A 22400-nucleotide genomic window follows, 5' to 3' on the forward strand; every position below is an offset into this window, starting at 1 on the left:
GTGACCTCGGCCACCGAAAGCGGTGTGTGCATGGAAGACTCGGTTTCGGCCGGCCGCCACGAGCGGACCGGGGCGAGGCCGGTGCCGCGGGGCGCGGCGAGACGAGTGGGATGGAGACGAACAGTGCCGGGAGTGCGCAACCTGACCCAGGTCGAGGCGACCGAGCGGGCCCGCCTGCTCGAGGTGACCGGGTACGACATCAGCCTTGACCTGTCGACCGCCGTGCAGCCCACCGGCCGCACGTTCCGCTCGGTGACCGAGGTCCGGTTCCGCTGCACCGAGCCGGGAGCGACCACCTTCATCGAGACGGCCGCCGAGTCGGTGCGCTCGGCCACGCTGAACGGCGATCCGGTCGACCTGTCCGACTGGTCCGCCGAGAAGGGCCTCACGCTGACCGGCCTGGCCGCCGAGAACGTGCTCGTGGTGGACGCCGACTTCGGCTACTCGAACAGCGGGCAGGGTCTGCACCGCACGGTCGACCCGGTGGACGGCGAGACCTACCTCTACAGCCAGTTCGAGACCGCCGACGCGCAGAAGGTCTACGCCTGCTTCGACCAGCCCGACCTGAAGAGCGTCTACACCTGGCACGCCACCGTCCCGGACCACTGGCGGGTCGTGTCGAACATGCCGGTGGAGCGCGAGGAGGCCGCCGGTGAGGGCCTGAAGACGGTGCACTTCACCGTCTCGGAGCGGATGAGCACCTACATCACCGCGCTGTGCGCCGGGCCGTACCACGAGGTGCGCCACACCCACGACGGCATCGACATGGGTTACTTCTGCCGGGCCAGCATGGCGCCGCACCTGGACGCCGACGACCTGCACCTGATCACCACGCAGGGTTTCGACTTCTTCCAGGAGAAGTTCGGCGTCCGCTACCCGCTGCCCAAGTACGACCAGCTCTGGGTGCCCGACTTCAACGCCGGCGCGATGGAGAACTTCGGCTGCGTCACGCACGCCGAGTCGCACTACATCTTCCGCTCCCAGGTCACCGACTTCGAGTACGAGCAGCGCGCCAACACGGTCCTGCACGAGCTGGCGCACATGTGGTTCGGCGACCTGGTCACTATGCGCTGGTGGAACGACCTGTGGCTGAACGAGTCGTTCGCCGAGTGGGCCAGCCACTGGTGCAACACCCACGCCACCCGATTCACCGACGCCTGGACGACGTTCCTGTCCATCCGCAAGAACTGGGGCTACCGGCAGGACCAGCTCTCCTCCACCCACCCGGTCTACTGCGAGATGCCGGACCTGGAGGCCGTCGAGGTCAACTTCGACGGCATCACGTACGCCAAGGGCGCCAGCGTGCTCAAGCAGCTCGTCGCGTACGTGGGTGAGGAGCCGTTCCTGGCCGGCCTGCGCGCCTACTTCGGCAAGCACGCCTGGGGCAACGCCACCTTCGACGACCTGCTCTCCGAGCTGGAGGCGGCCTCCGGCCGGGAGCTGCGCAAGTTCGCCGCCCAGTGGCTGGAGACGGCGCAGGTCAACACGCTGCGCCCGGAGGTGACGATCGGCGCCGACGGCGCGTACGAGCGGGTGCTGGTCCGGCAGGAGGCGCCGGCCGGGTACCCGACGCTGCGTACCCACCGGATCGGAGTGGGTCTCTACGACCTGACCGACGGCCGCCTGGTCCGCCGCGAGCTGGTCGAGACGGACGTGACCGGTGAGGTGACCGAGCTGTCCGCACTGCACGGCAAGCCCGCCGCGGACGTGCTGCTGCTCAACGACGAGGACCTCACCTACACCAAGCTGCGCCTGGACGAACGGTCCATGTCGACGGTGGTGCAGCACATCTCCGGCTTCGACTCGTCGCTGGCCCGGGCGCTGTGCTGGACGGCCGCCTGGGACATGACCCGCGACGCCGAGCTGTCCGCCCGCGACTACGTGGCGCTGGTGCTGGCCGGACTGACCGCCGAGACCGACATCAACCTGGTGACCGCCACGCTGCGGCAGGCCACCACCGCGCTCACCTTCTACGCCGACCCGGCGTGGGCGCCGACCGGCTGGGCGGACCTGGCCCGCACCGCGCGGACCGCGCTCGCCGCGGCCGAGCCGGGCAGCGGCTTCCAGCTCGCCTGGGCCCGGGCGTACGCCTCCGCGGCCCGCTCCAGCGAGGACCTGGCGACGCTGCGCGGCTGGCTGGACGGCAACGGGGTGCCGGACGGGCTGACCGTCGACACCGAGCTGCGCTGGGCCGTGCTGCAGGCGCTCGTCGCCAACGGCGCGGCGGGCACGGCCGAGGTGGACGCCGAACTGGCGGGCGACCGCACGGCCAGCGGCGAGCGGGAGGCCGCCTACGCGTACGCGCTGGTGCCGACCGAGGCGAACAAGGCCGCGGTCTGGGCGCAGCTCACCGGCCCGGACGCGCTGCCCAACTGGCGCAACCGGGCGCTGCTGCAGGGCCTCACCCACCCGGCGCAGGTCGAACTGACCGCGCCCTACCGGGAGCGCTACTTCGCCACCGTCGACCAGGTGTGGGCGCAGCGGGACAGCGAACCGGCGCAGGAGTTCGTGCAGCTCGCCTACCCGGCCTACCTGGTCGACGAGGACACGGTCGCGGCGACCGACGCCTGGCTGGCCCGGGACGGCCAGCCGGCGTCGCTGCGCCGCCTGGTGGCCGAGGGGCGCGACGGCGTGGTCCGCGCGCTGAAGGCCCGGGAGCGGGACGCCCGCAGCGCCTGAGCGGGGAGCACGACGGCCGGGGCCGGCGTGGGCGGGAGCCCGCGCCGGCCCCGGCCGTTTCTCGTGTAGGGACGTGAGGGCGACAGCCGACTCACGAGTGGCCCGGACCATCCGGTGCGGATCGACGAGCCGTGGCCGATGCGGCTCGACCCTTCCGCCTGGCCGCGCTGAGACCACGAGAAAGCCCGGCCCACGCGTACGCGGGCCGGGCTTCGTCGTGTCTGCGGGCGGGTGCTCAGCCCTTGCCGGCGTGGCTGGCGAGCTGGTCGAGGCCCTGGATGACCCCGCCGGCCAGGTCGCCGCCGCCGAAGGCGGCCACCATGGAGAGCGCGGCCAGCTTGGCGTACGTGTCCGGGATGCGCTTGCGCGCGTACTTGCCGGTGACGATCTCCAGCTGCCGCTGGTTGGGCGACACGGCGATCAGCACCGACTTGTCCGGCTCGGCGAGCTGCCGGTGCAGCCGCTCGGCGTGCTCCCGGATCGGCTCGTCGAGGCCGCCCACGTAGACCGAGAAGACCAGGCCGGTGCCCTGGTCGGCCAGGCGGAGCGCCTCGTCGATGCGGAGCAGCTGCCGGGTCGAGAACGGCCCGTCCAGCACGTCGGGCGGGGTGCCCGTCCCGGTCGTGGGCCGCGCTTCACCAACGGTCACTTGCGCCTCCGGTTCCACCGGCCGGCGCCTCCCGGCCGGCCTGCTCCTGCTTGCGGCTGGTCAGCGCCGGGGCCTGCGCCCCGGCGGTCAGCGCCGTGCCGGCCGAGTCGGCCAGCTGCTCCGGACGGCCCAGGAACCAGACCGGAGTGAAGTCGAAGGGCCGGCCCGGCCGGTAGCGCTTGGCGCCGCCACCGCTGCCACGGTTGCCGACGGCCGCCAGCCCGGCGATCACCAGCACCGCGGCGAGCGGGATGCCGACGAAGACCACCAACGTCTCGGTAACAGACAATCCCAACGCCCCCAGGCGGAAAGAGAGACCAGGAATGTTCCGGGTCGGGTGGACGGTCACGACGGGCCGCGCCCGACCTCGCTTGTGATGTTCACGTTAGCGGAGTCGGCGGCCCGCCAGATTGCGGGGTGCTGATCCCATCCGCCACAGCAGTGCTCCAGTTGCGCGGCAGTGGCGATCAATGTCGCGTCGTCGCCGTACCGGCCGGTGAGCAGCACCCCGACCGGCAGGCCCTCGGCGGTCCGGCCGACCGGCAGCGAAACGGACGGGTCGCCGGTGACGTTGAAGACGGCGCAGTACGGCGAGAAGCGTCGCTGCCGGTCGAAATCCTCGGCCGGGTCGAGCGCGGCGAACGCCCCGACCGGCGCCTGCGGGGCCGCCAGCGTGGGGCAGAGCAGCAGGTCGCAGCCGGCGGTGCGGCGCACCCCGCGGCGCACCTGGGCCTGGAGTTCGCCGAGCGCGGCCATCAGCCGGGCGGCGCCGAGCGCCTCGCCCCGTTCGCGCAGGAACCGGGTCAGCGGCAGCAGGTCGCCCTCGCGGTCGGCGGGCACCGGGGCGAGCGCCAGCGCGTACCAGACGGTTTCGAACATCGGCCAGGCCTCCGGGCCGAGCGGCGCGGGGACCTCGACCACCTCGTGGCCGGCGTCGGCGAGCAGCGCGGCGGCCCGGTCGACGGCGGCGACGCAGTCGGGGTGGACCGGCTCGTCGGCGAGCATCGGGGTGGTGAAGCGGCCGATCCGCAGCCGGCCGGGGACGGCGCGGGCGACGCCGAGGTAGCCGCCCGCCGGGGCGGCCGGTGGGAGGTAGGGCTCCCCGGGCACCGGTTGCGCCAGCACGTCGAGCAGCGCCGCCACGTCGGTGACGGTGCGCCCGAGCGGGCCGTTGGTGGGCAGCCCGAACGCGCCGAAGCCGAGCGGGCCGCCGGAGACCAGGCCGCGGCTCGGCTTGTAGCCGACCAGGCCGCAGAGCGCGGCCGGGATGCGCAACGAGCCGCCGCCGTCGGAGCCCTGCGCCACCGGCGCCAGCCCGGCGGCGACCGCGGCGGCCGCGCCGCCGCTGGACCCGCCCGCCGTGTACGCCAGGTCCCACGGGTTGCGGGCCGGCGGCGCCACCCGCCCCTCGGAGTAGAGCGAGCAGCCCAGCTCGGAGGTGGTGGTCTTGCCGAGGCTGACCAGCCCGGCGGCGGTCAGGAAGCGGACCACGTCGGCGTCGACCGGCGGGACGAACTCGGCGAAGGCGGCGGAGCCGAAGGTGGTCCGCACCCCGGCGGTCAACGTGAGGTCCTTGATCGCGGTCGGCACCCCGTGCAGCGGCCCGCGCGCGTCGGCGGGGGCGGCGTCGGCGGCCCGGGCCGCCGCGCGGGCCCGCTCGGCGGTGACCGTGACGAACGCGCCGACGGTGTCGGCGAGCGCGTCGACCCGGCGCAGGTGGTGGTCGACCAGCTCCAGGCTGGACAGCTCACCCCGCCGGATCGCGGCGGCCTGCTCCAGCGCGGTCAGGTCGTGCGGCTCGGCCATTCCGCCATCCTGCCCGGTGCGCGGTCGGACGGTCGGACGACACGACCGAGGTGACCCCGACCGAGCCGCGCACCCTGCGCCTTCGCACCGACCCGTCCTGACAGACGCCCCGAGGCCGCCGGGTCAGCGGCCGAGCGCGGTCAGGACAGGGTCCCGGGCGGGGCCACCCACTCCGATCGGGGGCCACCGACGTCCGCCAGCAGGTCGAAGTCCCGGTCATAGTGGAGGACGGTCGCGGAGTATTCCGCCGCGACCGCCGCCACCGTGAGGTCAACCGGGCTCGCCGCCCGGTGATGGCCCCGCGCGGTGAGCGCGAGTTGCAGGTCCCGGGCACGGGTGGAGACGGCCTCGGTCACCGGCAGGTCGACCATGACCTGAGCGCGACGGGCGCGGATGGTCATCGCGTCCCGGAAGTCCCGCGCGCTGCGACCGTCCTCGAGATCGAGTGGCAGACATGTCGCGGCCAAGCCCTCCTCCAGGATGGCGCTCACCCGCTTGGCCACGACGGGCAGTCGGAGTCGAGCCCACGCCGAGGTGTCGATGAGATAGAGCCCGCCCGCGACGCTCACGCCGCGTCCTTCTCGCTGGCGGGCACCTTGTCGTCGCCGACGATGCCGGTCCAGTCGCGATCGACCGACAGGAGTTCCCGGATCGCCTCCATCCGCTCGCTGCGCTCGGCGACCAGCCGCAACGCCGCGTGGATCGTGTCCTTCTTGCTCTTTGTGCCGAGTTCACGCCGGGCGCGTTCGAGCAGTTCGTCGTCAAGGTCGATGACAGTCTTCACGGAGCGACTATATACTCTTCTAAGCTATTTATATATCGGTTCGGCCGAGGAAGCGCAGGGCGTTGCCGCCGAGCAGCGCGGCCCGCTGCGCGTCGGTGAGGAAGTCGGAGCGGTGCACCACCTGCCCGACCGGCCGCTCCCCCAGCGGGTACGGGTAGTCGCTGCCGAGCAGCACCCGGTCGGCGCCCATGGTGTCCACCAGCAGCCGCAGCGCGGCCGGGTCGAACACCACCGAGTCGACGCTGAACCGGTCGACGTAGGAGCTGGGCGGCGCGGAGGACGCCCCACGTACCAGGTCGCCACGGCGGTGCCAGGCGTTGTCGGCGCGCCCCAGCCAGAACGGGAAGCTGCCGCCGCCGTGCGCGAAGCAGATCCGCAACGTCTCCGGCACCCGGTCGAACACGCCGCCGAGGATCAGCGCCAGCACCGACAGGTGCGTCTCCGCCGGCATCCCGGTCAGCCAGCGGGCCATCCACCGGTCCAGCCGGGGCCCGCCGGGCATGTCCCACGGGTGCACGAAGACCGGCGCCCCGACCTCGGCGCAGTGGGTCAGGAACGCCACGATGCCCGCGTCGTCGAGGTCGCGGTCGCCGACGTGGTTGCCGATCTCCACGCCGGCGTGCCCGGCCGCCAGGCAGCGGTCCAGCTCGGCGCAGGCGGCGTCCGGGTCCTGCAACGGCACCTGGCAGAACGGCACCAGCCGGTCGCCGCCGGCGGCGGTGATCTCCAGGGTGAGGTCGTTGAAGATCCGGGCCACCTTGACCGCCTGGTCGGCCGGGCGGTCGTAGCTGAAGAAGACCGGGGTGGGCGAGACGACCTGCACGTCGACACCGTCGGCGGTCATGTCGGCCAGGCGGGTGGGCGCGTCCCAGCACGGCGCGCCGACCGGCCGGAACTCCGTCTCCCCCACCATGATCATGGCGGCGCGCTCGGAGTCCACCCGTAGCCAGGGCCAGCCGGACCCGCCGCACGCCGCGGCGAGGTCCGGCCAACCCTTCGGTACGACGTGCGTGTGCACGTCCACCACCGGCACCGGCATCAGCCCTTGCCCGGGTGCAGCGCGCCGCAGTTGTCGCAGGTGCGGGCCTTCTCGTCGGCGTAGAACGCGGCGAAGACCGGGGGCAGGTCGGCGGCGATGTCGCGCACCTGCAACTCCACCTCGTGCACCTTGTGGTGGCACTCGGCGCAGTACCACTGGAACTTCTCCAGCGTGCCCTCCTCCCGGACCCGCTCGATCACCATGCCGATCGAACCGGCCTCGGGGCGCTGCGGCGAGTGCGGGGTGTTACGCGGGAGCATCCACATCTGACCCTCGCGCACGTGCACCGTACGCGGACCCTCGGGGGTCATCAGGTTGATGTGCATGTTGCCCTTGACCTGATAGAAGAACTCCTCGTACGGGTCGACGTGGAAGTCGGTGCGCTGGTTCGGGCCGCCCACCACCATGACGATGAAGTCGTCGCTGCCGGGCAGCATCTCCTTGTTGCCCACCGGCGGCTTGAGCAGGTGCTGGTTCTCCCCGATCCAGCCGGAGAAGCTGAACGGCTCGGCGATCTCACTCATGGGGACCTCCCGACGGAAGTAGGGCGACGGCCTGCATCTCGATCAGCAGGTGCGGGTGCGGAAGCTGGTGCACGGCCACCGTGGTCCGGGTCGGCCCGGTGGCGTCGAAGAACTCCGCCCACACCTCGTTGTAGCCACCGAAGTCGTTCATGTTGACCAGGTAGCTGGTGACCTGCACCAGGTCGGCCAGGTCGGCGCCGACCGAGCGGAGCAGGTCCCGGATGTTCCCGACCACGGCCCGGGTCTGCTCCCGGATGTCCAGGTCGGTGGTGCCGAACTCGTCCACCGATACCCCGGCGAACGTGTTGTCCGGGCGGCGGGATGACGTGCCGGAGACGAAGACGAACCCGCCGGCCACCTTGACGTGCGGGAACGCGCCCCGCGGCACGGCCTTCCCGGCCACCACGCGGGCGGTCGCCGGGCCGCTTTCCGTTCGCGACTGCGGGGCTCGCAAACCCGGCTCACTCCTCGCGCTCACGAGAGCGCCTTCAGGGAGGCGGAACCCAGCTTCTCCACAGTGGCGCGGACGTGCGCCCCGGGGCGTAGCGGCACCGCGGCGGTGGCCGCGCCGGCCAGGAACACCCAGCCCTTGCGCAGCCGGACGCCGTGCCGGCCGGCCAGCCGGAGGCCCTCGTCGAGCGCGCGGCGCGGGTCACCGAGGATGGCGGCGGTCGACCCGACCTCCGCCACCCGCCCGTCGATCTCCAGCAGCACGCCGAGGTTGTCCAGCCCGTCCGGCACCGGCGACCAGGGACCGACCACGAACGCGGCGGCCGAGGTGTTGTCGGCGACCACGTCCGGCAGGGAGAAGGTGAAGTTCGCGTACCGGGAGTCGATCAGTTCGATCGCCGGGGCGACCGCGCGCACCGCCCGGGTGAACGAGCCGACCGGCTCGCCCGGGTCGGGCAGCCGGTCCAGCAGGAACGCCACCTCCGGCTCGACCCGGGGGTGGATGAACGCGCTCACGTCGACGCCGCCGCCGTCGGGCACCCGCATCACGTCGGTCAGCCGGCCCCAGATCACCTCGTCCACACCGACCTGGGTCATCTTGGCCTTGCTGGTGAGCCCCATCTTGAGGCCGACCAGCCGCTCACCCCGGTCCAGGCGGCGCTGCACCAGCGCGGTCTGCACCGCGTACGCGGCGTCGACGTCGAGGCCGGTCTCGGCGGCGAGCTGCGGGATCGCGGTGGCGTCGTCGGCCGCCGCACCCAGCTTCTCCGCGATGCCGGCGATGTCCGGCCCGATCATGCTGCGCCACCTTTCGTTCGCGACTGCGGGGCTCGCAAACCCGGCTCACTCCTCGCGCTCACCGGGTCTCCTTACCGGCCAGGTCGAGTGCCACGTCCACGATCATGTCCTCCTGGCCGCCGACCATCCGGCGGCGGCCCAGCTCGACCAGGATCGAGCGCACGTCCACCCCGTACTTGGCCGACGCCCGTTCGGCGTGGCGCAGGAAGCTGGAGTAGACGCCCGCGTACCCGAGGGAGAGCGTCTCCCGGTCGACCTGGACCGGCCGGTCCTGCAACGGGCGGACCAGGTCGTCGGCGGCGTCCATCAGCGCGAACACGTCGCAGCCGTGCTTCCAGCCGTGCAGCTCGGCGACCGCCACGAAGACCTCCAGCGGGGCGTTGCCCGCGCCGGCGCCCATGCCGGCCAGCGACGCGTCCACCCGGACGGTCCGCCCGGCCGGGGACCCGAGCGGGCCGTCGCCGAGGATCCGGCCGTGCTCGACCGCCAGCACGCTGTTCGCCACGCCCAGCGACAGGTTGTGGTGCGCGTGGATGCCGATCTCCGTCTCCGGTTCCAGCACCTGCCGGTACGCGTCCACCCGCTGCGCCACGTCGGACATCAGCAGTCGCCCGCCGGAGTCGGTGACGTAGACGCAGTGCGCCCCGTACGACTCCATCAGCCTGGCCTGCGCGGCCAGCCCGGCCGGGTCGTTGAGGTGCGACATCATGAGGAACCCGGAGACGTCCATGTCGTTCTCCCGGGCCCAGGCGATGTGCTGGGCGGAGATGTCCGCCTCGGTGCAGTGGGTGGCGATCCGCACGCTGGTCACGCCGAGCGCCTTGGCCGCCTTCAGGTCGGCGATGGTGCCGATGCCGGGCAGCAGCAGCGTGGTGAGCCGCGCGTTCGTCAGCACCTCCGCGGCGGCGGCGATCCAGTCCGCGTCGGCGGCGGCACCGTGCCCGTAGTTGACGCTGGATCCGGCCAGGCCGTCGCCGTGCGCCACCTCGATGGCGGCGACCCCGGCGGCGTCGAGCGCCGCGGCGACGGTCCGCACCTGGTCGACGGTGTAGCGGTGCCCGATGGCGTGCATGCCGTCGCGCAGCGTCACGTCCTGGATGTAGAGGTCGGTCATCGGGCGCTCACCTCCGTCGCGCGCAGCGCCACCAGCCGCTCGGCGGTCCGCAGCGCGGCCGACGTCATGATGTCCAGGTTGCCGGCGTACGCGGGCAGGTAGTGCCCGGCGCCGGAAACCTCCAGGAACACCGACACCTGGAGGCCGGTGACGTGCCGGCCGAGCACCGGCGCGTACGTGTCCACGGCGTCGAACTGCACGTCCTGCTTGAGCCGGTAGCCGGGCACGTACTCCTGCACGGTCTTCACCATGTCGGCCACCGAGGCGGCGATCGCCGCCCGGTCGGCGTCGGCGTCCGGGCAGAGGCAGTAGACCGTGTCGCGCATGAGCAGCGGCGGGTCGGCCGGGTTCAGCACGATGATGGCCTTGCCGCGCTCGGCGCCGCCGACCACCTCGATGGCCCGGGCGGTGGTCTCGGTGAACTCGTCGATGTTGGCCCGGGTACCCGGCCCGGCGGACTTCGAGGCGATCGAGGCGACGATCTCCCCGTACGCGACCGGGGTGACCCGGCCGACCGCGTGCACGATCGGCACGGTGGCCTGGCCGCCGCAGGTGACCATGTTGACGTTCGGCTCGCGCAGGTGCTCGTCGAGGTTCACCGGCGGCACCACGTACGGGCCGATCGCCGCCGGCGTCAGGTCGACGACCGTCCGGCCGTGTGCGCGCAGCACCTCGTCGTGACGCTTGTGCGCGCCGGCCGAGGTGGCGTCGAAGACGAGCTGGACGTCGGCGAACTCGGGCAGCGCGACGAGGCCGTCGACGCCCTCGGCGGTGGTGGTCACGCCGAGCCGGCGGGCCCGGGCCAGGCCGTCGGAGGCCGGGTCGATGCCGGCCATCGCCACCATCCGCAGGCTCTCACTGAGCCGCAGCACCTTGATCATCAGGTCGGTGCCGATGTTGCCCGACCCCAGCACCGCCACACCTGTCGTGGTCACGAAACCTCCCGGGAGAAGCAGGTACGCACCGAGCCGAGCCCGGAGATGCGCGCCTCGTACGCGGCGCCGGGGGTGACCGGCACCATCGGGCCGAGCGCGCCGGAGAGCACCACGTCCCCGGCCTTCAGCGGGTCACCGGCGCGGGCCATGGTGCCGGCCAGCCACTGCAGCGCGTGCAGCGGGTTGCCGAGGCAGGCCGCGCCGGCGCCGACCGAGACCGGCTCCCCGGCGTGCTCCAGCACCATGCCGCACAGCCGCAGGTCCACGTCGGCGAGCCGGCGGGGCGCGGTGCCGAGCACGAACAGCCCGCTGGAGGCGTTGTCCGCCACCGTGTCCACGATGGAGATGTCCCAGTCGGCGATGCGCGAGTCGACGATCTCGATGGCCGGCAGCACGTGGTCCAGGGCCCGGATCAGGTCGACTGTGGTGACCCGCTCGTCCGGAAGGTCGGCGCCGAGCACGAAGGCGATCTCCGCCTCCACCCGGGGCTGGAGCAGCCGGCCGATCGGCACCTCGACGCCGTCGCCGACGGCCATGTCGTCGAAGAGCACCCCGAAGTCGGGCTGGAAGACGCCGAAGCTCTCCTGCACGGTCCGCGACGTCAGGCCGATCTTCGCGCCGACCCGGCGGTGCCCCTTGCCCAGACGCTGCCGGGTGTAGACCTGCTGCACCTGGTACGCGGCCTCGACGTCGCCCTCGGGCAGCAGCCGGCCGCGCAGCGGCGGGCAGGGTTTCCCCTCCTGCCGGGCCACCGCGAGTTCCCGGTTGGCGGCCTCGATGTCCACTGTCATGTCGGCTCCTCGCTCACTGTCCTCGGGACGCCGGCCATTCTCACTCATGAAAGGTCCACGCAGACGTTGGTCAGCTCGGAGTAGAAGTCGAGCGAGTGCACGCCGCCCTCCCGGCCCACGCCGGACGCCTTCACCCCGCCGAACGGGGTGCGCAGGTCGCGCAGGAACCAGGTGTTGACCCAGACGATGCCGGCGTCCAGCCGGGACCCGGCCCGGTGCGCCCGGCCCACGTCCCGGGTCCAGACGGTCGCCGCCAGGCCGTACTCGGTGCCGTTGGCCAGCGCGTAGGCCTCGTCCTCGTCGTCGAACGGCGCGACGTGCACCAGCGGACCGAAGACCTCCTCCTGGTTGGTCCGGGCGTCCGGCCCGAGGCCGGTGAGCACCGTCGGCTGCACGTACGCCCCGCCGTCGCGGGCGTCGCCGAAGCGCGGCGTGCCACCGCCGGCGCGGACCTCGGCGCCCTCGGTGCGGGCCAGCGCGTAGTGGCCGAGCACCTTGTCCCGGTGGCCGTGCGAGATCAGCGGCATGTTCACCGTCGCCTCGTCGGCCGGCCAGCCGTACGCCAACTCGTCGGCGCGCTTGGCCAGCCGCGCGATGAACTCCTCGAACACCGGCCGCTGCACGTAGATCCGTTCGGTGCAGAGGCACACCTGGCCGCCGTTGGTGAAGCTGGAGCGGACCGAGCCGGCGACCGCCGCGTCCAGGTCGGCGTCGGCGAAGACCAGGCCGGCGTTCTTGCCGCCCAGCTCGAAGCTGACCGCCTTCACCCCGTCGGCCGCGGCCCGCATGATCGCGCTGCCGGTGGCCGACTCGCCGGTGAACGTGATCGCGTCGACGCCGGGGTGCCGGGTCAGGTGCTCGCCGGCCGAGCCGGGCCCGAAGCCGTGCACCAGGTTGAACACGCCGTCGGGCACGCCGGCCGCGGCCATCACCTCGGCGAGCAGCGTGGCCGAGGCCGGGGTCTCCTCGCTGGGCTTGACCACCACGGCGTTGCCGCAGGCGAGCGCCGGGGCGACCTTCCAGGTGAGCAGCAGCAGCGGCAGGTTCCACGGCACGATCACCGCGACCACGCCGACCGGCTTGCGGACCGCGTAGTTGAGCGCCCGGCCGCCGGTCGGGGTGACGGTGGTGAACGACTCGGTCGGCGCGGTCGCCACGATCTCGGCGAACGCCCGGAAGTTGGCCGCGCCGCGTGGGATGTCCAGCGTGCGGGCCTGCGAGATGGACTTGCCGGTGTCCGCCACCTCGGCCGCGACCAGGTCGTCGAAGCGCCGTTCCAGCTCGTCGGCGACCCGGCGCAGCACCTCGGCGCGTTCCCGCTCCCCCATCCGGCCCCACGGGCCGCGCAGCGCCGCCCGGCCGGCGGCCACCGCGTCGTCGACCACCGACGAGGATGCCTCGACGACCTCGAACACCGGCTCGCCGGTGACCGGGCTGCGCTTGGTGAACCGGGTCCCGGCGTCGACGAACGCGCCGCCGACGAAGTTGCGCAGCAGGCCGGGGCCGTCCGGCGCGTGCCCGGCCATCAGCCGGGGGTCCCAGAGCGTCATCGCCGCCGCCCCAGCGCCGCGCCGACCCCGGCGGCCAGCAGCGCCGCCGCGCCGGCCGCGACCGCGCCGACGACCGCGTACTGCCGGCGCACCCGGCGGCGCACCTGCGCGTACGGGGTGGTGGAGAAGGAGACCAGCTCGTACTGGGAGACGTAGCGGCCGGGCAGCGCGCGTTCCAGCGCGTGCTCGACCTTCTTGCGGGTCCGGAACACCGGCGAGGCGACCTTGTCCCGCATCTCCACGAAGTTGGCCAGCGCCATCCGGGCGATCGCCTCCGCGTCGTCCTGCCGGCGGTGCTGGAACAGCGGCAGCGCGGCGGCCCACTCGTCGTCGCACTCGTCGAGGCAGCGGTCCAGCTCGACCACGTCCTCGAAGGCGCAGTTCGCGCCCTGGCCGTAGAACGGCACGATGGCGTGCGCCGCGTCGCCGAGCAGGCCGACCCGGCCGGCCACCTGCCACGGCGTGCAGCGCACTGTGCCGAGGACCCCGACCGGGTTGTGCTGGTAGTCGTCGACCAGGTTCGGGGCGAGCGGGACCAGGTCCGGGTAGTGGTCGGCGAAGAACCGCTCGATCGCGGCGGGGCTGCTCAGCGACGCGAAGCTGCGGGTGCCGTGGGTGGGCCAGAACAGCGTGCAGGTGAAGGAGCGGTCCGGGTTCGGCAGCGCGATCATCATGGAGGTGCCGCGCGGCCAGATGTGCAGCGCGCCCGGGTCGAGCGCGAACTCCCCGCCGATCGGCGGGATGGTCAGCTCCTTGTAGCCGTAGTCGAGGAAGTCCAGGCTCTCGGTCAGGCCCCCGTACGCGAGCAGCTGCCCGCGCACCGCGGAGCCGGCGCCGTCGGCGCCGAGGACGACCGACGCGGTGGCGGTGACCTTGCCCTGCGGGGTCTCGAACGTCATCTCGCCGCCGACCGGGTCGAGGCCGACCAGCCGGTGGTCGAACGCGACCCGCACGCCCGGCAGCGCGGTCGCGGCGTCGAGCAGCGCGTTGTTCAGCGCGCCCCGGCTGATCGAGTTGATCGCCCGGTCCCCGGAGACGCTGTACGACTGGAACTGCGACTCGCCCTCGACCGGGTGGATCATCCGGCCGCGCATCGGCAGGGCGTCCGCCATCACCTGCTCGTCCAGGCCGATGCGGCGCAGCGCGTCCAGCCCGCGCTCGGAGAGCGCCAGGTTGATCGAGCGGCCCCGCTCGACGGTGCCGGTCCGCGGGTCCGGCCGCCGCTCGTAGAGGGCCACCGGGTAGCCGCGCCGGGCCAGGAAGCAGGCCAGCAGGCAGCCGGCCAACCCGGCGCCGACCACCGCGATCTCGTCGCGCTCCGTGCTCATCGGGAATGCCCGCCTTCCGTTCGCGACTGCGGGGCTCGCAAACCCGGCTCACTCCTCGCGCTCACCGGCACGGTCGCGGCGAGCGCGTCGGCGACGCGCCAGCAGTCGTGGTACGTCGAGTAGAGGGGCACCGGGGCGAACCGGACGATGTCCGGCTCCCGGGCGTCGGCGATCACGCCGTGCTCGTGTCGCAGCCGCTTGGTCAGCTCGTTCGCGCTGCCCGTACCGATGCGGACGGAGAGCTGGCACCCGCGGCGGGCCGGGTCGCGGGGGGTGACCACGGTCAGCGGCCGACCCGGGGTCACCTCGTCGAGCAGTTCCTCCAGCCAGCCGGTCAGCCGCAGGCTGCGCTCGCGCAGCGCGGGCATGCCGACGGAGTCGAACAGCTCCAGCGAGGTGCGCACCGGGCCCATCGCGAAGATCGGCGGGTTGGAGATCTGCCACGCCTCGACGGTGGCCGGCGGCCGGGACACCGGTGTCATCTCGAACCGGGTGGCCGCCTCGGTGCTCCACCAGCCCTCGAACCTCGGCAGCGAGGGGTCGCCGTGGTGTCGCTCGTGGACGAAGACGCCGCCCAGGGCACCCGGGCCGGAGTTCAGGTATTTGTACGAGCACCAGGCGGCGAAGTCGACGTCCCAGTCGTGCAGCGCCAGCGGCACGTTGCCGGCTGCGTGCGCCAGGTCCCAGCCGACGACCGCCCCGGCGGCCCGGCCGGCGGCGGTGATCGCCGGAATGTCCATCAGCTCGCCGGTCAGGTAGTTGACGCCGCCGAGCAGCAGCAGCGCGACCGTGTGCCCCTCGCGGGCCAGGTAGTCCAGGACGTCCTGCGTGCCCAGCGTGTCGCTGCCGGGGCGGGGCTTGAGCCGCACCACCGTGGCGTCCGGGTCGAGGCCGTGGAAGCGGGCCTGGCTGCGCACCGCGTAGCTGTCCGACGGGAACGCGCTGTCCTCGATGACGATCGTCGTGCGCTCCCCCGCCGGGCGGTAGAAGCTGACCATCAGCAGGTGCAGGTTGACCGTGAGGGAGTTCATCACCACGGTCTCGGTGGGCAGCGCGCCGACCAGGCGCGCGGCCGGTGCGGTCAACAGCTCGTGGTACGGCAGCCAGGCCCGCTCCGCCTCCAGGTGCCCCTCCACGCCGAGTCGGCGCCAGGCGTCCAGGTCGGCGACGAGTTCGTCCCGGGTGGCCCGGGGTTGCAGGCCCAGCGAGTTGCCGGCCAGGTACGCCACGTCGGGATGGCGCCCGCCCTCGGCCGGCGGCACGTGGAACAGGTGGCGGTGGCCGGGATCGGCGGCGTCCCGCCGGTGGGCTTCGCTCTCGGGGGTGTGCATGCTGTTCTCTCCGGTCACATAGCGGTACGGGCCGACCACAGCTCCGGGAAGACGACCCGGGCCATGCTGCGCTGCAACCATGCCAGGCCGGCCGAACCGCCGCTGCCGACCTTGGCGCCCATGGTCCGCTGCACCGCCTTGACGTGGTTCCAGCGCCAGTCGCCGAACTGCTCGGCCACCTCGGTCAGCGCGTCGCCGAGCAGGCGCAGGTGGTTGTCCGGGCCGCTGTCGGCGTAGACGCGCACCCAGGCCGCCTCGACGCCCGGGTGCGGCTCGTGCTCGGCCGCGACGTCCCGGTCCAGCAGCTCGTCCGGCAGGTCGAAGCCGCGGCGGGCGAGCAGCGCCACCACGTCGTCCCAGAGGCTCGGCGTGGCCAGCGCGGCGGTCAGCTCGGCGTGCACGTCGGTCTGCCGGCGGAACGGACGGATCAGCGCCGGGTCCCGCAGGCCGAGCAGGAACTCCAGCTGGCGGTACATCGCGGACTGGAAGCCGGAACCCTCACCGAGCCGGTCGCGGAACCGGTTGAAGTCGGCCGGCGTCATCCAGCGCAGCCCCTGCCAGGCCGCGTTCAGCCCCTCCAGGTGCAGCGCGGCCCGGCGCAGCGGGGGCAGCGCCTCCCAGATCCGGTTGGCCCGCACCTCGCGCTGGGCGTGCCGCAGCTCGTGGCAGGTCAGCTTGAAGTACAGCTCCATGATCTGGCTGACCATCAGGAAGGACATCTCGCCCGGATCGTCGCTGAGCGGCTGCTGGAGCCGGTGCAGCGTGCTCGCGTGCACGTACGCGTCGTAGGGCACGCGGTCGGCGAACTCCAGCGTCGGCTCGCCACCGTTGCGTGCCGCTCGGGCCGCCCGCTGCTGCGAGGTGGCCGGGCGCACCGCCGTCGTCTGTTCCACCGTCTTCTCCGTCCGTACGCGGGGTAGACGCCATGATCTCGCCGGTCCGGGCGCGGATGGAATGCCTGTTCAACGGCGGTAAGGTGGTCTGACCTCACGACCTGAAAGCATCTCGGGTCGCCGACTTAACGTAAGGAAGGTCGCCGCGTGGACGACATGGACTGGGCGCTGCTGCGCGAGCTCCAGGCCGACGCCCGGCTCTCCTACAGCGAGTTGTCCCGCCGGGTGCACCTGTCCCCGCCGGCGGTCGCGGAGCGGGTCCGGCGGCTGGAGGAGTCCGGGGTGATCACCGGTTACCACGCCCACGTGGACCTCACCCAGGCCGGGCGGACCGTGCTGGCGCTGATCCGAATGTCCTGTTACGGCTCGCGCTGCATCCTCAACGACCCCCGGGTGGCGCAGTGGCCGGAGATCATGGAGATCCACCGGATCACCGGTGACGCGTGCAGCTTCCTCAAGGTCGCGGCCGGGTCGATGGGCGAGTTCGAGGAGGTCATCGACCGGCTCGCCCCGTACGGCCAGCCGTCCAGCACGATGGTGCTCTCCACCCCGCTGGCCTGGCACCCGGTCGTGAAAGGCGGGGCCCCCGCTTAACGCTTCCGGTATGGGCGGGGCCCCCTGTTAACACCCCCGCCGTCCGGGAACGCAGCCCTCGCTGCCCGTCAGCAGGATTCCGGTGCACCGACGCACCGGGAGGGGGGAACCATGCGAGGGCTCCTGTCACACCGCGTGTTGTCGTCCGTCCTGGGCCTGGTCGGCCTGGTCGCGGCGTTCGTCCTGACCACCGCCGTACCGGCCCGGGCCGGGGAGAGCGTGTTCATCGAGGTGACGCCGAACAGCGTCCAGGCCGGCTCCCGGGTGACCATCCGGGCCGGCTGCGACAACAGCAACAACCGCCAGGCCCAGGTCACCTCGGACGCCTTCGGCGGCCGGGTGATGCTGCGGCCGGACAACGGCTTCCTGACCGGCTCGACCACGGTGCCCGGCAACAAGGCGCCCGGCGACTACCCGGTGAACCTCGACTGCTCCAACGGCAACACCGCTTCCACCATGCTCACCGTGCTGAACATGAGCCAGCCGAGCAAGGGCCCGGCGACCGGCGGCGGGGGCACCGCCGGCGGCGGCCGGGGCGCCGGCTCGCTGCTGCTGGTCGGCGGCCTGGTGGCGGTGGCCGTGGTGGCCGGCGTGGGCGCCCGCCGCAAGTCCGGTAGCCGCGTCTGACCGGGGTGCGGCCATGGCCCGCTCACCGCGACGCCACACCCGCACCGGACCGCAGCCGCCCCGACGCCGCCCCGGCGGCACCGGACGGCGCGGCATCGCGCACCCGCCCGTCGCCGTCGAGGCGGGGCGCGGGTGCGACCGGGACCGGGCCCGGCGGCGGCTCCGGGCCGCGCTGCGACTGACGTCCCGCGCCGCCCGCCGGTTCGCCCACGCCGCCGGGCACGCCTTCTCGGCCAGCGTCGCCACCGCCGACCCACAGGGCCGGCCGGTCACCGCCCGCCCCGGCCGGACCACCACCCGCCGGTACGCCCCGGGGCGCGGCCCCGGCGCCCCGGTGCTGGTGGTGGCGAGCCTGATGGCGCTGATCGTGGCCATGCTCGGGGTGGAACGGGTGACCGGGGTCAGCGTGCTGCCGGACCGGATCGTGGCCGGGCTGCGACCGCCGCCGAAGAAGTTCCCGGTGCTGCCCGCCAGCCCGCCGACCGACCTCCGAATCGGCAAGCTCGACCTGCGCGCGCCGGTGCACCGGGTCGGCATCGCGCCCGACGGCAGCATCGCGGTGCCGGACGTGAGCCGCGCCGGCGAGGTCGGCTGGTACGACCAGGGCCCCACCCCCGGCCAGTACGGGCCGGCGGTGCTGGTCGGGCACGTCGACACCACCACCGGACCGGCCGTCTTCCACGGGCTGAAGGAACTCGACGACGGCGACCGGATCGAGGTGACCCGGCAGGACCGGTCGGTGGCGGTCTTCGAGGTGACCTCGATCGAGCGGTACGGCAAGGAGAAGCTGCCGGTGGAGGACGTCTACGGCGACTTCAGCCGCCCCAACCTGCGGTTGATCACCTGCGGCGGGCGCTGGGTGGGCGGCGAGACCGGGTACGCCGACAACCTGGTGGTCTACGCGTCGCTGGTCCAGGCCCGCTGAGCGCCGTCAGGCCGCTTCGACCTCGGGCTCACGCAGGTCGAGCCAGTCCGCCCAGCGGGGGTCGGGCGCGCGGTGGCCCAGCACCCGCCAGGCGTTGCCCTTCGGCGCCGCCGGCAGGTGGTGCAGCCGCCAGCCCAGCTCGGCCGGGGTCTTGTCGCCCTTGGTGTGGTTGCACCGGGCGCAGGCGGCGACCACGTTCTCCCACGCGTGGCGGCCGCCCCGGCTGCGCGGGAAGACGTGGTCGATGGTCTCCGCCGGCCCGCGACAGTAGGCGCACCGCCACCCGTCGCGGGCGAAGATCGCCCGGCGGGACAGCCCCACGTGGGTGCGGTAGGGCACCCGGACGTAGCGGGTCAACCGCACCACCGAGGGCACCGGGAGGGCGTTGCGGGCGCTGTGCAGGATGCCCTCGCCGTCGGCCACGCAGACGGCCTTGGCGGAGAGCACGAGGATCGCGGCACGACGCACCGACACGACGCACAGGGGCTCGTAGGTGGCGTTGAGAACGAGTGCACCGGAGCCCGCCGTGGGTCGTATGTCAGGCATCGCGCTCACCCTCCCGGTCCAGCCGCTCCCGCCGCCTGCACGCCGGGACCGCCCGCGACAGCGCGCGACGGCCCCGAGCGCCGGCCGGGACCACCGACGTCCGTTGCGCCAATAGTCCCTGATCGCGCCCCGGATTGCACGCACTAATCCGGGGTACCCCCGGCAAGCCTGACCCCGCCGTGCCACGATGACCGGTTCCGCCCGGGATGATCGTCGACCCGCCGACGCCGTCCGGGGTGGGTCCGCGGTGGGCGCGCGCCGCCCGTGCGGTACGAAAGCAGGGTGAGTGCCGCCGATCTGACGCTGCGCGCGCTGGCCGCCGCGTCCGAGCCCAGCCCGAGTCCCAGCTCCAGCCCGTCCCCGTCGATCGACTGCCGGACCGACCCCCTGTGCCGCAACATCTACGACCTGACCGGGTCGAGCTGGTTCGCCGAGGGCAGCTACTGGATCCTGCTGAAACCGCTGCGGATCGCGCTGATCCTGCTGCTCGCGGTGGCCGCGCGCTGGGCGTTGCACCGCACCATCAACCGGCTGGTGCGCACCACCACCCACGGCGCGGTGCCGACCATGCTCCGCCCGCTGCGGGAGCGGATCCCCAGCGCCACCCTCGACCCGGAGCAGTTCGTGCCGGAGCGGCGCCGGCAGCGCGCCGAGGCGATCGGGTCGGTGCTGCGCAGCATGGTCACCGCGTTCGTCTTCGGCATCGCGCTGCTGATGGTGCTCAAGGAGTTCAGCTTCGACCTGGCCCCGCTGCTGGCGAGCGCGGGCATCGCCGGCGTGGCCCTCGGCTTCGGCGCGCAGAGCCTGGTCAAGGACCTGATCGCCGGCCTGTTCATGCTGATCGAGGACCAGTACGGCGTGGGCGACACAGTCGACCTCGGCGAGGCGACCGGCGTGGTGGAGGCGGTGGGCCTGCGGGTGACCACGGTCCGGGACGGCCGGGGCGTGCTCTGGTACATCCGCAACGGCGAGATCGTCCGGGTCGGCAACAAGAGCCAGGGCTGGGCGCTGGTCGTGGTGGACCTGCCGATCGGCTTCGCCGGCACCGAGGAGGCCACCGCGGTGCTGCGGACCGCGGCGGCGTCGGTGGCGCTGGACCCGGAGCTGGCACCGGAGATCGTGGAGCAGCCGGAGGTACTCGGTGTGGAGCAGATGACGGTCGACGGAGCGGTGATCCGTACCGTGGTCAAGACCACCGCCGAGGGGCAGTTCGCGGTCGGTCGCGAGCTGCGCCGGCGCCTCGCGGAGGCGCTGGAGAACTCGGGGATCACGGCCCGCATCGCGGCGGCCCGGCTCTTCCCCGGCCTGCCGCCGCAGCCCTCGCCGCCGCCGCGGCCGGAGGGGACGGGCACCGGCGGCGCCACCTGACGTACCCGTACCGGACGGACGATTTCCGGGGGTCGCGCGTCGCGCGGCCCCTCGGGTATCGTCCGTTCGTTCAGTCGGAGATGCGACGATCAATCCGTTCGCCCTAGCCAGTTGTCAGACGATCGGGCAGAATCCGGTGAACGCACTCCACCGGGGAGTGTGCTCCTGTCCTCGCTGATCGGTTGATCTGACGACGGTTCCCGGCCGGGCCATCACAAGTGGTCGACCAGGAACGATGGAGGCGACGGTGTCCGACGAGCGACCCGACCAGGAGGGTCCGGCCACCTTCCGCGACGTGTTCGGTCAGTCCGAGTTCCGCGCGCTCTTCGCCGCCAACGTCCTCTCCTGGATCGGTGACTACCTCGCCAAGGCCGCGCTCACGGTGCTGGTCCTCCAGGAGACCCGCTCGGTCGCCCTCTCCGCCGCCGCCTTCGCGGCCAGCTACCTGCCCTGGCTGATCGGCGGCCCGCTGCTGTCGGCGCTGGCCGAGCGGCACCGCTACCGCCGCGTGATGGTCCTCTGCGACCTCATCCGGATGGCGCTGATGGTGCTGGTCGCGATGCCGTTCATGCCGGCCTGGGCGATCCTCGTCCTGATCTTCGTGGCGACGCTGGCCAACCCGCCGAGCCAGGCCGCGCGTTCGGCGTTGTTGCCGCACATCCTCGAAGGCGACCGGCTGGTGGTGGGCCTCACCGCCTCCACCAGCGCCGTCCAGACCGCCCAGGTCGTCGGCTACCTCGCCGGCGCGACCATCGCGGCGCTCAACCCGAGCACCGCGCTGCTGATCAACGCCGGCACGTTCGCCCTGTCGGCCCTCCTGGTCCGGTTCGGCCTGCGGGACCGGGCGCCGGCGCTGGCCGCGGGGCCCCGCAGCCACCTGCTGCGGGAGACCGCCGAGGGCTTCCGGATCGTCTTCGAGCGACCGGTGCTGCGCGCCATCGCGGTGCTGGTGTTCAGCGCGATGGTCTTCTCGATCGTCCCCGAGGGCCTCGCCGCCGGCTGGGCCGCCGAGCGCACCGGCGGCGGCATGGACGCCGGCACCGCGCAGGCGCTGATCATGGCGGCCAACCCGGTCGGCTACGTCATCGGCGGGATCCTCATCGCGCGGCTGGTCGGTCCGACCCGCCGGTTGACCCTGCTGCCGCCACTGGCGGTGCTCGCGCCGGCCGCGCTCGTGCCCGCGCTGCTCGACCCGCCGCCGGCCGTGGTGGCCCTGCTCGCCGCCGCGTGCGGCTTCGCGGTCGCCGGGATCGTCCCGGTCGCCAACAGCCTCTTCGTGCAGGCCCTCCCGGACGGCTACCGGGCGCGGGCGTTCGGGGTGATGGCCAGCGGCACGCAGGTCATCCAGGGAGGCGCGGTGCTGGCCACCGGCGCGCTGGCCGAGCGCTTCTCCATCCCGGCGGTCGTCGGGGTCTGGAGTGCGGCGGGGGTGCTCCTGATGCTCGTGGCGGCGGCCACCTGGCCCCGCCCGGCGACGATCCAGGCGGCCGTCGAGACCGCCCAGGCCGAGTCCAGCGCCGCGCGGGCGCACACCCCGGCCCGGGGGCCGGGAGGGGGCGACCGGGGGCGGGAGCACGGCCGACGCCGGCACGCGGTGACGTGACCGGCGCCGCCCGGCGGGCGGGGGCGGTGGCCGGGGCGCACCTGGCAGGATGGAAGCGTGACTTCC

General features: G+C 73.3%; 23 protein-coding genes. 6 read left to right on the forward strand and 17 right to left on the reverse strand.

Annotated features, from left to right (window positions below):
• Positions 1-132: 132 nt before the first annotated feature.
• Positions 133-2679: an aminopeptidase N gene (gene pepN / locus COO58_RS21885; protein WP_176558930.1), complete on the forward strand. Its 2547-nt coding sequence runs from the start codon at positions 133-135 to the stop codon at positions 2677-2679.
• A 235-nt stretch (positions 2680-2914) separates the two neighbouring features.
• Here the strand turns inward: pepN and COO58_RS21890 are convergent, their stop codons facing one another.
• From COO58_RS21890 to COO58_RS21965, 16 genes are all read right to left on the reverse strand, one after another.
• Positions 2915-3328: a DUF5130 family protein gene (locus COO58_RS21890; protein WP_091571772.1), complete on the reverse strand. Its 414-nt coding sequence runs from the start codon at positions 3326-3328 to the stop codon at positions 2915-2917.
• Entirely contained in the window at positions 3315-3599 is a 285-nt protein-coding gene (locus COO58_RS21895; RefSeq protein WP_091571767.1) for a hypothetical protein, read from the reverse strand. The genes COO58_RS21890 and COO58_RS21895 overlap by 14 nt, the downstream gene beginning before the upstream one ends.
• Positions 3600-3673: 74 nt before the next feature.
• On the reverse strand, positions 3674-5134 hold the full coding sequence (locus COO58_RS21900; protein ID WP_098747001.1) for an amidase: 1461 nt from the start codon (positions 5132-5134) through the stop codon (positions 3674-3676).
• Between the two features lie 140 nt (positions 5135-5274).
• Positions 5275-5703: a PIN domain-containing protein gene (locus tag COO58_RS21905; protein WP_091571758.1), complete on the reverse strand. Its 429-nt coding sequence runs from the start codon at positions 5701-5703 to the stop codon at positions 5275-5277.
• Positions 5700-5918 carry a type II toxin-antitoxin system VapB family antitoxin gene (locus tag COO58_RS21910; protein WP_091571753.1) on the reverse strand — a complete coding sequence of 73 codons (219 nt, stop codon included), beginning with the start codon at positions 5916-5918 and terminating at the stop codon, positions 5700-5702. The genes COO58_RS21905 and COO58_RS21910 overlap by 4 nt, the downstream gene beginning before the upstream one ends.
• Positions 5919-5946: 28 nt before the next feature.
• The gene (locus tag COO58_RS21915) at positions 5947-6957 is read right to left on the reverse strand and encodes an amidohydrolase family protein (protein WP_091571749.1); all 1011 of its coding nucleotides are present in this window, start codon (positions 6955-6957) and stop codon (positions 5947-5949) included.
• Complete coding sequence (locus COO58_RS21920) at positions 6957-7481, reverse strand: 3-hydroxyanthranilate 3,4-dioxygenase (RefSeq protein WP_098747003.1); 525 nt, start codon at positions 7479-7481, stop codon at positions 6957-6959. The genes COO58_RS21915 and COO58_RS21920 overlap by 1 nt, the downstream gene beginning before the upstream one ends.
• Entirely contained in the window at positions 7474-7935 is a 462-nt protein-coding gene (locus tag COO58_RS21925) for a RidA family protein (RefSeq protein WP_091571741.1), read from the reverse strand. The genes COO58_RS21920 and COO58_RS21925 overlap by 8 nt, the downstream gene beginning before the upstream one ends.
• Positions 7936-7955: 20 nt before the next feature.
• On the reverse strand, positions 7956-8729 hold the full coding sequence (locus COO58_RS21930; RefSeq protein WP_098747005.1) for a 2-keto-4-pentenoate hydratase: 774 nt from the start codon (positions 8727-8729) through the stop codon (positions 7956-7958).
• Positions 8730-8787: 58 nt separating this feature from the next.
• Complete coding sequence (dmpG, locus tag COO58_RS21935; protein WP_098747007.1) at positions 8788-9843, reverse strand: 4-hydroxy-2-oxovalerate aldolase; 1056 nt, start codon at positions 9841-9843, stop codon at positions 8788-8790.
• Positions 9840-10778, reverse strand: a complete 939-nt coding sequence (locus COO58_RS21940; protein ID WP_098747008.1) for an acetaldehyde dehydrogenase (acetylating) — start codon at positions 10776-10778, stop codon at positions 9840-9842. Before COO58_RS21940 ends, dmpG begins: the two co-directional genes overlap by 4 nt.
• The gene (locus COO58_RS21945; protein ID WP_098747010.1) at positions 10775-11569 is read right to left on the reverse strand and encodes a 2-keto-4-pentenoate hydratase; all 795 of its coding nucleotides are present in this window, start codon (positions 11567-11569) and stop codon (positions 10775-10777) included. Before COO58_RS21945 ends, COO58_RS21940 begins: the two co-directional genes overlap by 4 nt.
• 44 nt (positions 11570-11613) lie before the next feature.
• On the reverse strand, positions 11614-13095 hold the full coding sequence (locus COO58_RS21950; RefSeq protein ID WP_098747364.1) for a 2-hydroxymuconic semialdehyde dehydrogenase: 1482 nt from the start codon (positions 13093-13095) through the stop codon (positions 11614-11616).
• A gap of 20 nt (positions 13096-13115) precedes the next feature.
• A complete protein-coding gene (locus COO58_RS21955; protein WP_098747012.1) occupies positions 13116-14447 on the reverse strand; it encodes an NAD(P)/FAD-dependent oxidoreductase in 1332 nt (443 codons plus the stop codon).
• Positions 14444-15778: a kynureninase gene (gene kynU, locus COO58_RS21960; protein WP_098747014.1), complete on the reverse strand. Its 1335-nt coding sequence runs from the start codon at positions 15776-15778 to the stop codon at positions 14444-14446. Before kynU ends, COO58_RS21955 begins: the two co-directional genes overlap by 4 nt.
• A gap of 14 nt (positions 15779-15792) precedes the next feature.
• Complete coding sequence (locus COO58_RS21965) at positions 15793-16671, reverse strand: tryptophan 2,3-dioxygenase (protein WP_091571719.1); 879 nt, start codon at positions 16669-16671, stop codon at positions 15793-15795.
• A gap of 147 nt (positions 16672-16818) precedes the next feature.
• On the opposite strand from COO58_RS21965, the gene COO58_RS21970 reads away from it, so the two are divergent.
• The 3 genes from COO58_RS21970 (at position 16819) to COO58_RS21980 (ending at position 18817) form a co-directional block, all read left to right on the forward strand.
• On the forward strand, positions 16819-17265 hold the full coding sequence (locus COO58_RS21970; RefSeq protein WP_098747016.1) for an Lrp/AsnC family transcriptional regulator: 447 nt from the start codon (positions 16819-16821) through the stop codon (positions 17263-17265).
• A gap of 111 nt (positions 17266-17376) precedes the next feature.
• Entirely contained in the window at positions 17377-17892 is a 516-nt protein-coding gene (locus COO58_RS21975; protein ID WP_091571712.1) for a hypothetical protein, read from the forward strand.
• 13 nt (positions 17893-17905) lie between these two features.
• On the forward strand, positions 17906-18817 hold the full coding sequence (locus tag COO58_RS21980) for a class F sortase (RefSeq protein WP_091571708.1): 912 nt from the start codon (positions 17906-17908) through the stop codon (positions 18815-18817).
• A gap of 6 nt (positions 18818-18823) precedes the next feature.
• On the opposite strand, the gene COO58_RS21985 is transcribed toward COO58_RS21980, so the two are convergent.
• On the reverse strand, positions 18824-19363 hold the full coding sequence (locus COO58_RS21985) for an HNH endonuclease (protein ID WP_091571705.1): 540 nt from the start codon (positions 19361-19363) through the stop codon (positions 18824-18826).
• A gap of 366 nt (positions 19364-19729) precedes the next feature.
• Here COO58_RS21985 and COO58_RS21990 point away from each other — a divergent pair, with 366 nt between their 5' ends.
• Positions 19730-20731: a mechanosensitive ion channel family protein gene (locus COO58_RS21990; RefSeq protein ID WP_245666563.1), complete on the forward strand. Its 1002-nt coding sequence runs from the start codon at positions 19730-19732 to the stop codon at positions 20729-20731.
• Positions 20732-20966: 235 nt separating this feature from the next.
• Positions 20967-22334, forward strand: coding sequence for an MFS transporter (locus COO58_RS21995; protein ID WP_176558931.1), 1368 nt, complete (start codon positions 20967-20969; stop codon positions 22332-22334).
• Positions 22335-22400 lie beyond the last annotated feature (66 nt).

Origin of the sequence: Micromonospora sp. WMMA1996, from assembly GCF_002573675.1 — a bacterium.
Taxonomy (GTDB): domain Bacteria; phylum Actinomycetota; class Actinomycetes; order Mycobacteriales; family Micromonosporaceae; genus Micromonospora; species Micromonospora sediminicola.

Bases quoted from the DNA above. Each gene is read 5' to 3' on its own strand.
- COO58_RS21930 (WP_098747005.1), bottom strand. From the start codon at position 8,729: ATGATCGGGCCGGACATCGCCGGCATCGCGGAGAAGCTGGGTGCGGCG.
- COO58_RS21945 (WP_098747010.1), bottom strand. From the start codon at position 11,569: ATGACAGTGGACATCGAGGCCGCCAACCGGGAACTCGCGGTGGCCCGG.
- COO58_RS21980 (WP_091571708.1), top strand. From the start codon at position 17,906: ATGGCCCGCTCACCGCGACGCCACACCCGCACCGGACCGCAGCCGCCC.
- dmpG (WP_098747007.1), bottom strand. From the start codon at position 9,843: ATGACCGACCTCTACATCCAGGACGTGACGCTGCGCGACGGCATGCAC.
- COO58_RS21900 (WP_098747001.1), bottom strand. From the start codon at position 5,134: ATGGCCGAGCCGCACGACCTGACCGCGCTGGAGCAGGCCGCCGCGATC.
- COO58_RS21975 (WP_091571712.1), top strand. From the start codon at position 17,377: ATGCGAGGGCTCCTGTCACACCGCGTGTTGTCGTCCGTCCTGGGCCTG.
- COO58_RS21995 (WP_176558931.1), top strand. From the start codon at position 20,967: ATGGAGGCGACGGTGTCCGACGAGCGACCCGACCAGGAGGGTCCGGCC.
- COO58_RS21985 (WP_091571705.1), bottom strand. From the start codon at position 19,363: ATGCCTGACATACGACCCACGGCGGGCTCCGGTGCACTCGTTCTCAAC.
- COO58_RS21915 (WP_091571749.1), bottom strand. From the start codon at position 6,957: ATGCCGGTGCCGGTGGTGGACGTGCACACGCACGTCGTACCGAAGGGT.
- COO58_RS21950 (WP_098747364.1), bottom strand. From the start codon at position 13,095: ATGGCCGGGCACGCGCCGGACGGCCCCGGCCTGCTGCGCAACTTCGTC.
- COO58_RS21920 (WP_098747003.1), bottom strand. From the start codon at position 7,481: ATGAGTGAGATCGCCGAGCCGTTCAGCTTCTCCGGCTGGATCGGGGAG.
- kynU (WP_098747014.1), bottom strand. From the start codon at position 15,778: ATGCACACCCCCGAGAGCGAAGCCCACCGGCGGGACGCCGCCGATCCC.
- COO58_RS21955 (WP_098747012.1), bottom strand. From the start codon at position 14,447: ATGAGCACGGAGCGCGACGAGATCGCGGTGGTCGGCGCCGGGTTGGCC.